Consider the following 8037-nt stretch of genomic DNA (forward strand, 5'->3'; position numbering starts at 1 on the left):
GGACGCGCGATTAGAGGACAGGCGAGCATATTAGGCAAGCCGATTGCGGCGACCCGGGTTCCAAAACACCCGGATTCGTCCGTAAAATTCCGGAACCGGGCGAATTTTCCAATGTAAATTCGTCCAGCCCGGCAAACTTTGCCGAGTGGCTAGCCCACCCCGAGCGCCTTCAGCTTGCGGTGCAGGGCCGAGCGTTCCATCCCGACGAACTCGGCGGTGCGCGAGATGTTGCCAGAGAAGCGGCTGATCTGAGCGATCAGGTAATCGCGCTCGAACACCTCGCGGGCCTCGCGCAGCGGCAGCCCCATGATGTGCTCGCCATTGTTGCTGGTCGGCATGGCCGGCACCATCGAGCCGACGTCCGGCGGCAGCATGTCGGCGGTGATGATCACCTCCGGGCCGCCGGCGGCGAGAATCATCACGCGCTCGACATTGTTGCGCAGCTGGCGGACGTTGCCCGGCCAGACATGCGACTGCAGCACAGCCATCGCGTCCTGGCCGATCTGCCGCTTCGGCAGGCCCGTGGTGATCGAGATCTGGTCCATAAAATAGTCGATCAGCTCGGGAATGTCCTCGCGGCGCTCCGACAGCGGCGGCACGCGGATCGGCACCACCGAGAGACGGTGATAAAGATCCTCGCGGAAGCGCCCGCTGGCGATCTCCTCCTCCAGGTTGCGCGCGGTCGACGAGATGATGCGCACGTCGACATGCACCTTGGTGGTGCCGCCGGCGCGCTGGAAGGTCTGATCGACCAGCACGCGCAGGATCTTGTTCTGGGTCTCGCGCGGCATGTCGGCGATCTCGTCCACGAACAGCGTGCCGCCATGCGCCTCCTCGAGCGCGCCGGTCTTGCGCGACTGCTCGCCGTTCGACTGCTCGATGCCGAACAGCTCCTCCTCCATCCGCTCCGGCGTGATCGCGGCGGCGTTGATCACCACGAAAGGTCCCTCCGCGCGCGGCGATTGCGCGTGCAGCGTGCGGGCCGCGAGCTCCTTGCCCGAGCCCGGCGGTCCGACGATCAGGATGCGGCTGTTGGCCTTGGCGGCGCGCTCGATGGTCTGGCGCAGCTGGTTCATCGACGGCGAGCGGCCGGTCATCGTGCTCGCGGTCGGCGCCAGCTGCTTGAGCTCGCGGACCTCGCGCTTCAGCCGCGAGTTCTCCAGCGCGCGGGTCGCGACGAGAATCAGGCGGTCGGACTTGAACGGCTTCTCGATGAAGTCATAGGCGCCGCGCTTGATCGCGGCGACCGCGGTCTCGATGTTGCCGTGGCCGGAGATCATCACGACCGGCAGATCCGGGTGATCCTTCTTGATCTGCTCGAGCAGCTGCAGGCCGTCGAGCTTGGAGCCCTGCAGCCAGATGTCGAGAAATACGAGGTTCGGCCGCCGGCCGGCGATCTCGGCGAGCGCCGAATCGCTGTCGCGAGCCGTTCGAGTCGTGAAGCCCTCATCGTCCAGGATGCCGGCAACCAGCTCCCGGATATCGGCTTCGTCGTCGACAATCAGAATATCACTCGCCATGGGTCACGCCTGTCTCGTCAGCTGCCGGTTGCGGCTTGAATTTTTGGTTGATCGTTGGTCGCTTGAGCCGTGCCGGCGGTTTCCCCGCCGGACTCCGTCTGTTGCGAATTGTCGGGAGCGGACGCCTGCTCCTTCGCCTCGGGCTTCGCGGCCTGGCCAGAGACGGCAAAGCGCAGCCGCATCCAGGCGCCGCGCTGGCCGGCGCGGAAATCCGAGGCGTCCTTCAGCTCGAGCTTGCCGCCGTGATCCTCGAGCACGCGGCCGACGATCGCGAGCCCGAGGCCAGTGCCCTTGGCGCGCGTCGTGACATAGGGTTCGAGCAGTCGCTGCCGCGCCACCTTGGGCAGGCCGATGCCGTTGTCGATCACGTCGATCAGCACGTCATCGCCTTCGCGCGAGGCGACGACATCGATGCGGCCCTTGCCGAGCTCCTCTTGCGGCACCACCTCGATCGCCTCGGTGGCGTTCTTGATGATGTTGGTCAGCGCCTGCGAGATCAGACGGCGGTCGAACTGCGCGCGCAACGGGTCCTGCTTGATGTCGGTCTCGATGTCGATCTCGGGATGGGCGACCTTCATCAGGAACACGGCCTGACGGACCGCGTCGGCGACGTCCTCGCCTTCCATCACCGGCTTCGGCATCCGCGCGAAACGCGAGAACTCGTCGACCATTCGCCTGATGTCGTCGACCTGCCGCACGATCGTCTCGGTACATTGCTCAAATACGGCCTTGTCCTCGGTGATGACCTTGCCGAATTTGCGGCGGATGCGCTCCGCCGACAGCTGAATCGGCGTCAGCGGATTCTTGATCTCGTGCGCGATGCGGCGCGCGACGTCGCCCCACGCAGAGGTGCGCTGCGCCGACACCAGCTCGGTGATGTCGTCGAGCGTGATGATGTAGCTGTCGCGCGCCTGGTTGGTCTGCTCGGCGGTGACGCGCACCGACAGGTTGCGCTCGTGGCCGTCGCGCTGGATCGTGATCTGTCCCTGCACCAGCCGCTGCTTGCCCTCGCGCGCCGTCTTCATCATGTCGTCGAGCTCGGGCAGCACATCGGTCAGCGGATGGTCGAGCACCTCCTGCTCGGCATGTCCGATCAGCTTCTCGGCCGAGCGGTTGAGGATGCCGACGCTGCCCGACGCGTCGACGCCGATGATGCCTGCGGAGGCCGACGACAGCACCGCCTCGATGAAGCGGCGGCGGCTGTCGATCAGGTCGCTGGCGCTGACGAGCTCGTCGCGCTGCGTGCGCAGCTCCTGCGTCATCTTGTTGAAGGTCTGGCCGAGCTGGGCGAGATCGCCCTCGGAGCGGTGCACCGGAACCTGGACGTGGAGGTCGCCGGTCGCGACCGTCTGCGCGGCATTCATCAGTTGCCGGATCGGCGACACCAGCCAGTTGGCGAAGTTCAGCCCGATCAGCACCGAGGCCATCAGGATGGTCAGCGCGATCACCGCGAACATCAGCGCGAAGGCGACCTGGATGCCGAGGCGGCGCGATTCGACCTGGGCATATTCGGCGACCGAGGTCTCGGTCTGCTTGAGCTGCGCGATCACGCGCGGATCGAGCAGCCGGGCGACGTAGAGGAAGGTGTCGTTGAAGGCGCGCAGGCGGATCACGGCCGCGACGTAGTTGGCGTCGGGGAACACCGCGATCTGCGGCTCGGTCTCGTTGACGTTCGAGAGGAAATCGGCCGGCGGCGTCTGGAAGCTCTGCTGGATGCCGGTCTCGGCGGTCTCCAGGATGTTGCGGTCCTTGTCGATCAGCATCGCGCCCGGCAGGTTGCGCGAGGCGGCGCTGGCCGTCAGCAGCTCGCGAAAGGTGCCGCGGTCCTGGTCGTAGAGCGGCCGCGCATGCGCGATGTCGTTGGCCATGCCGAGGATGTCGCCGCGGATCAGCTGGGCGTGCTCATAGGTGTAGGCGCGCGCCACCGTCAGCGAGTTCTGGATCGCCTCCTTGGCGGGTCCGGAGAACAGCCGGTCGAGGCCGCGGTCGATGGTGACGTTGGCGACCAGCGACACCAGCACCGCCGGCAGCACCGCGATGATCGAGAACAGGCTGACGATCTGGACGTGCAGCCGCGCCGCCGCCCGGCCCCGCCGCCGCGCCTGGACCATCTGCCAGACCTCGCGGATGATGATCCCGACCAGGATCAGGATCGTTCCGGCGTCGATCAGCAGGAAGGTGCTGACGACTTCGGGCGTCGGCTCGATCGGGCTCAGGCCGACCAGCACGATGAAGGTCAGGAAGGCCGACAGCAGCGCGAGGCCGACCGCCACCGGCGCCAGCCAGGTGCGCCAGGTCCAGCGCCGGGCGTCGGCGGACGATGGGTCGAAGGGGGTGGCCGAAGCTTCTGCGCTGGTCATTCCGGCAAGGGGTGTGATGTGAACGCGGCACGTCCGGAAGAATCGGACTGATGCATTCCTACCACGCTGTTGCCAAATTGCGACAAATCCACGGCGCGGAAGCGCATCGCAGATTTGTCTACATTAATTCTCATGTGGGGCAGCCCACCCACCCCTATTGGTATTCAAAAACCTCTTTAACCACCGCTGCGGTAGACCTGGATGTCGAGGTCGCGGATCTTCTTGCGCAGCGTGTTGCGGTTGAGGCCGAGCAGGTCGGCGGCGCGGATCTGGTTGCCGCGCGTCGCCGCCAGTGCCGCCGTCAGCAGCGGGATCTCGATCTCTTTGAGGATGCGGTGGTACAGGCCCGGCGGCGGCACGCCGTTCGGGAAGCCCTGGAAGTGCGAGGACAGATAGGCCTCGACGGCCCCGCCGAGATTGTCGATCGAGGTCGGCGCGTTCGAGCCGGTGGTGACCGCCGGCGGCGCCAGCTCGCCGTCGATCACCGACGCCGTGATCACGTCCTGGGGATAGAGCGCGGCGAGGCGCCGGGCCAGGTTCTCCAGTTCGCGGACGTTGCCCGGCCAGCGGTGCTGTTTCAGCCGCTCCAGCGCGGCGGCATCCAGCTTCTTCGGCGGCAGCCCGTCCTTCTCCGCCAGCGCGAAGAAGTGGCGAACCAGGTCCGGCAGGTCCTCGATGCGCTCGCGGAGCGGCGGCAGCCGCAGCGGCACGACGTTGAGGCGGAAGAACAGGTCTTCCCGGAACAGCCCCTGCTGGATCAGGATGCGCAGGTCCTTGTTGGAGGCCGCGACGATGCGCACGTCGGTCTTGATCGGGGTGCGGCCGCCGACCGTGGTGTACTCGCCCTGCTGCAGCACGCGCAAAAGCCGCGTCTGCGCCTCCATCGGCATGTCGCCGATCTCGTCCAGGAACAGGGTGCCCCCCTCGGCCTGCTCGAAGCGGCCGGAGGCGCGGGTGTTGGCGCCGGTGAAGGCGCCGCGCTCATGGCCGAACAATTCCGATTCGATCAGGTCGCGCGGGATCGCCGCCATGTTGACGGCGACGAACGGGCCGTTGCGGCGCTTGCCGTAGTCGTGCAGCGCGCGCGCCACCAGCTCCTTGCCGGTGCCGCTCTCGCCGGAGATCATCACCGTGAGGTCGGTCTGCATCAGGCGCGCGAGCACGCGGTAGATGTCCTGCATCGCCGGCGAGCGGCCGACCAGCGGGATCGATTCGAACTCGCTGTCGTCGGGCTGGCTCGCCGCCCGCTCCTTCGGCTCGGCGAGCGCGCGGCCGACGATCGCGATCAGCTCCTTCAGGTCGAACGGCTTCGGCAGATACTCATAGGCGCCGCGCTCCGAGGCCTTGATCGCCGTCATGAAGGTGTTCTGCGCGCTCATCACGATGACCGGCAGGTTCGGCCGCATCTTCTTGATCCGCGGCAGGAGGTCGAAGGCGTTCTCGTCGGGCATCACCACGTCGGTGATGACGAGATCGCCCTCGCCCTGGCTCACCCAGCGCCACAGCGTGGCGGCGTTGCCGGTCAGCCGCACCTCGTATCCGGCGCGCGAGAGCGCCTGGTTCAGGACCGTGCGGATGGCCGTATCGTCGTCGGCAACGAGAATGCTACCTGCAGGCATAGGTGGTCCTCAATTTGATCCCTGTGAGGCATGCGACGGCGTCCCCGAAACGTCGCCGCGATGGCCTTGGTCTGGATATTTGCTTGCGCTGTACATCGGCATCAGCACCCGGAAGGTCGTCTTGCGCGGCTGCGACTCGCACTCGATGATCCCGCCATGGTCGCCGATGATCTTCGCGACCAATGCAAGACCGAGGCCGCTTCCGGTCGGCTTGGTGGTCACGAACGGATCGAACAGGTTGGGCATCAGGTCTTCCGGCACGCCCGGGCCGTTGTCCTTGACGCAGAACTCCAGCGGCAGCGAGACGCGCGACTTCTTGCCGGGCACCGAAAGCCGCACGCCCGGCCGGAACGCCGTGGTGAGCTGGATCTCGGCATCCGTGCCGAGGTCGACGACCGCTTCGGCGGCGTTCTTCACCAGATTCAGGAATACCTGGATCAGCTGGTCCTGGTTGGCCAGCACCGGCGGCAGCGACGGGTCGTAGTCCTCGATGAAGCGGATGTTGCGGGCGAAGCCCGACTGCGCCAGCCGCTTCACGTGGTCGAGCACGGAATGGATGTTGACCGGCCCTCGCGCCACCGGGCGGTCGTCGCCGAACACCTCCATGCGGTCGACCAGGGTGACGATGCGGTCGGCCTCGTCGCAGATCAGCCGGGTCAGCATGCGGTCCTCGGAGGAAGCCTGCTGCTCCAGCAATTGCGCGGCGCCGCGGATGCCCGACAGCGGATTCTTGATCTCATGCGCCAGCATCGCGGCCAGTGCGATCACCGAGCGCGCCGCGCTGCGATGGGTGAGCTGGCGGTCCATCTTGTCGGCGATGGTGCGCTCCTGCAGCATCACGACGATGTGGCCCGGCCGCTCCGGCAAGGGGGCGACGTGAAGATCAACGAGCCGGTCGGCGCCGGTGCGCGGCGTGCCCAGGTCGACCTTGTATTCGTTGACCGGCGCACTGGTGGTGCGCACCTGGTCGATCAGCGCCAAAAGCGGCGAGCCGAACGGCACCAGCTTCTTCAGCGACTGCCGCTGCAGGAACTGCGTCGAGGAATCGAAGAACGATTCCGCCGCCATGTTGGCGTCCATGATCATGCCGTCCGGGCCGATGACGAGAACCGGATTGGGCAACGCGTTGAGGATGGCGTCGCCATCGGACGGAAGGCGCTTGCGCTGTTCTGCGGCTGAGCTCATGCGGCTGCACTCCAGGCAAAATCGTCGAAAGCTTCACGCAGCGCCCGATGCACCTGGGACGGCTGCTCGGATGTCAGGATACGCTCGCGCCACGCCTTCAGTTTTTCGGCCGGCGCCTGGGCGTGCGCAGCGGCGACGTCGAGCCCCCAGCTGAGATGCTTGCGGGCGTGGCGCAGGCCGACCCGCTCGCCATAGTGGCGGCAGATCTCGTCATAGAGCGCGGTCAGCAGCGCGAGCTGCTGCGCAAGCTCCGGCGCGCCCTCCTCGGCGCCGCCATCGAGCCGGCGGCCGATCTGGCCGGGCAGCCAGGGTTGCCCCTGCGCGCCGCGACCGATCATCACGGCATCGGCGCCGGAGGCGTCGAGCGCCTCGCGCGCATCCTCGTAGCTCGTGATGTCGCCATTGACGACGACAGGCAGGTCCACGGCATCCTTGACCGCGCGCACCGCGCTCCAGTCGGCCTCGCCCTTGTAGAACTGCTGCCGCGTCCGGCCATGCACGGTGATCAGCTGCACGCCGGCGGCTTCCGCCCGGCGCGCCAGCTCCGGCGCGTTCAGGCTGCGCTCGTCCCAGCCGAGCCGCATCTTCAAGGTCACGGGCACGTCGACGGCCGCGACGGTGGCCTCGATCAAGGTCAGCGCATGATCCAGATCGCGCATCAAGGCCGAGCCGGACTGGCCGCCGGTGACGTGGCGCGCCGGGCAGCCCATGTTGATGTCGATGATGTCGGCGCCGCCATCGGCCGCGACCTTGGCGCCCTCGGCCATCCAATGCGCCTCGCAACCGGCGAGCTGGACCACATGGGGACCGATGCCGCTCGCCTCGCAGCGCAACCGGGATATCCACCGCCCGCGGACGAGATCATCGCTCGCGGTCATCTCGGACACCACCAGCCCGGCGCCCAGCTCGGCCGCGACTCGGCGGAACGGCGCGTCGGTGATCCCCGACATCGGCGCCAGAACGGCCCGGTTGACGAGCGAAACGTCACCTATCTTCAAGGCTTTGGCGGGTGTATTGGCCAGACCGGTCACGAACGACTCTTCGAGCTCATCGACGCATCATTGCGTCTGCCCCGCACTCTCAAGCACAATTCTTGGGCAGTCAAGCGTCATGCCTACACTTTAGCCAAGACAGCCCATATTTCAAGTGCAGTGCAGCAAAATATGCTTGTTCGGCAGTCATGGTAAACCCGGGAGCCGCCGGGTTTTTGCATGGCTCTGTGCACATTTCCCCGGCCAGAATGGCAAAGGCGACGCGCTGCGCGGGTCATTGCGCAGCGCTGGCGCCGCGACTGCCAGTCTCCTCCGCGGCTCACGCAATGTGTGATCCTGCTCGCTTAACATCTTCTGCGGA

Annotated in this window: 5 protein-coding genes; all 5 read right to left on the reverse strand. The window is 66.7% G+C overall.

Annotation, left to right across the window (positions count from 1 at the left end):
- Positions 1 to 149: 149 nt before the first annotated feature.
- On the reverse strand, positions 150 to 1520 hold the full coding sequence (gene ntrX / locus BRAS3809_RS20545; protein ID WP_006613905.1) for a nitrogen assimilation response regulator NtrX: 1371 nt from the start codon (positions 1518 to 1520) through the stop codon (positions 150 to 152).
- Between the two features lie 17 nt (positions 1521 to 1537).
- The gene (locus BRAS3809_RS20550) at positions 1538 to 3880 is read right to left on the reverse strand and encodes a sensor histidine kinase NtrY-like (protein WP_008963965.1); all 2343 of its coding nucleotides are present in this window, start codon (positions 3878 to 3880) and stop codon (positions 1538 to 1540) included.
- Between the two features lie 176 nt (positions 3881 to 4056).
- Complete coding sequence (ntrC, locus tag BRAS3809_RS20555; protein ID WP_006613895.1) at positions 4057 to 5499, reverse strand: nitrogen regulation protein NR(I); 1443 nt, start codon at positions 5497 to 5499, stop codon at positions 4057 to 4059.
- Between the two features lie 9 nt (positions 5500 to 5508).
- Positions 5509 to 6684 (reverse strand): two-component system sensor histidine kinase NtrB, encoded by a 1176-nt coding sequence (locus BRAS3809_RS20560; protein WP_008963966.1) that lies wholly within the window; start codon positions 6682 to 6684, stop codon positions 5509 to 5511.
- Positions 6681 to 7682, reverse strand: coding sequence for a tRNA dihydrouridine synthase DusB (dusB, locus tag BRAS3809_RS20565; protein WP_083839138.1), 1002 nt, complete (start codon positions 7680 to 7682; stop codon positions 6681 to 6683). The genes BRAS3809_RS20560 and dusB overlap by 4 nt, the downstream gene beginning before the upstream one ends.
- Between the last annotated feature and the right edge of the window lie 355 nt (positions 7683 to 8037).

It is taken from the genome of Bradyrhizobium sp. STM 3809 (assembly GCF_000239795.1).
In the GTDB taxonomy this organism is placed as follows: Bacteria; Pseudomonadota; Alphaproteobacteria; order Rhizobiales; family Xanthobacteraceae; genus Bradyrhizobium.

What these genes read in the sequence shown, in the direction of transcription:
- ntrX (WP_006613905.1), bottom strand. Translation starts at nt 1,520, where the DNA reads ATGGCGAGTGATATTCTGATTGTCGACGACGAAGCCGATATCCGGGAG.
- ntrC (WP_006613895.1), bottom strand. Translation starts at nt 5,499, where the DNA reads ATGCCTGCAGGTAGCATTCTCGTTGCCGACGACGATACGGCCATCCGC.
- BRAS3809_RS20550 (WP_008963965.1), bottom strand. Translation starts at nt 3,880, where the DNA reads ATGACCAGCGCAGAAGCTTCGGCCACCCCCTTCGACCCATCGTCCGCC.
- BRAS3809_RS20560 (WP_008963966.1), bottom strand. Translation starts at nt 6,684, where the DNA reads ATGAGCTCAGCCGCAGAACAGCGCAAGCGCCTTCCGTCCGATGGCGAC.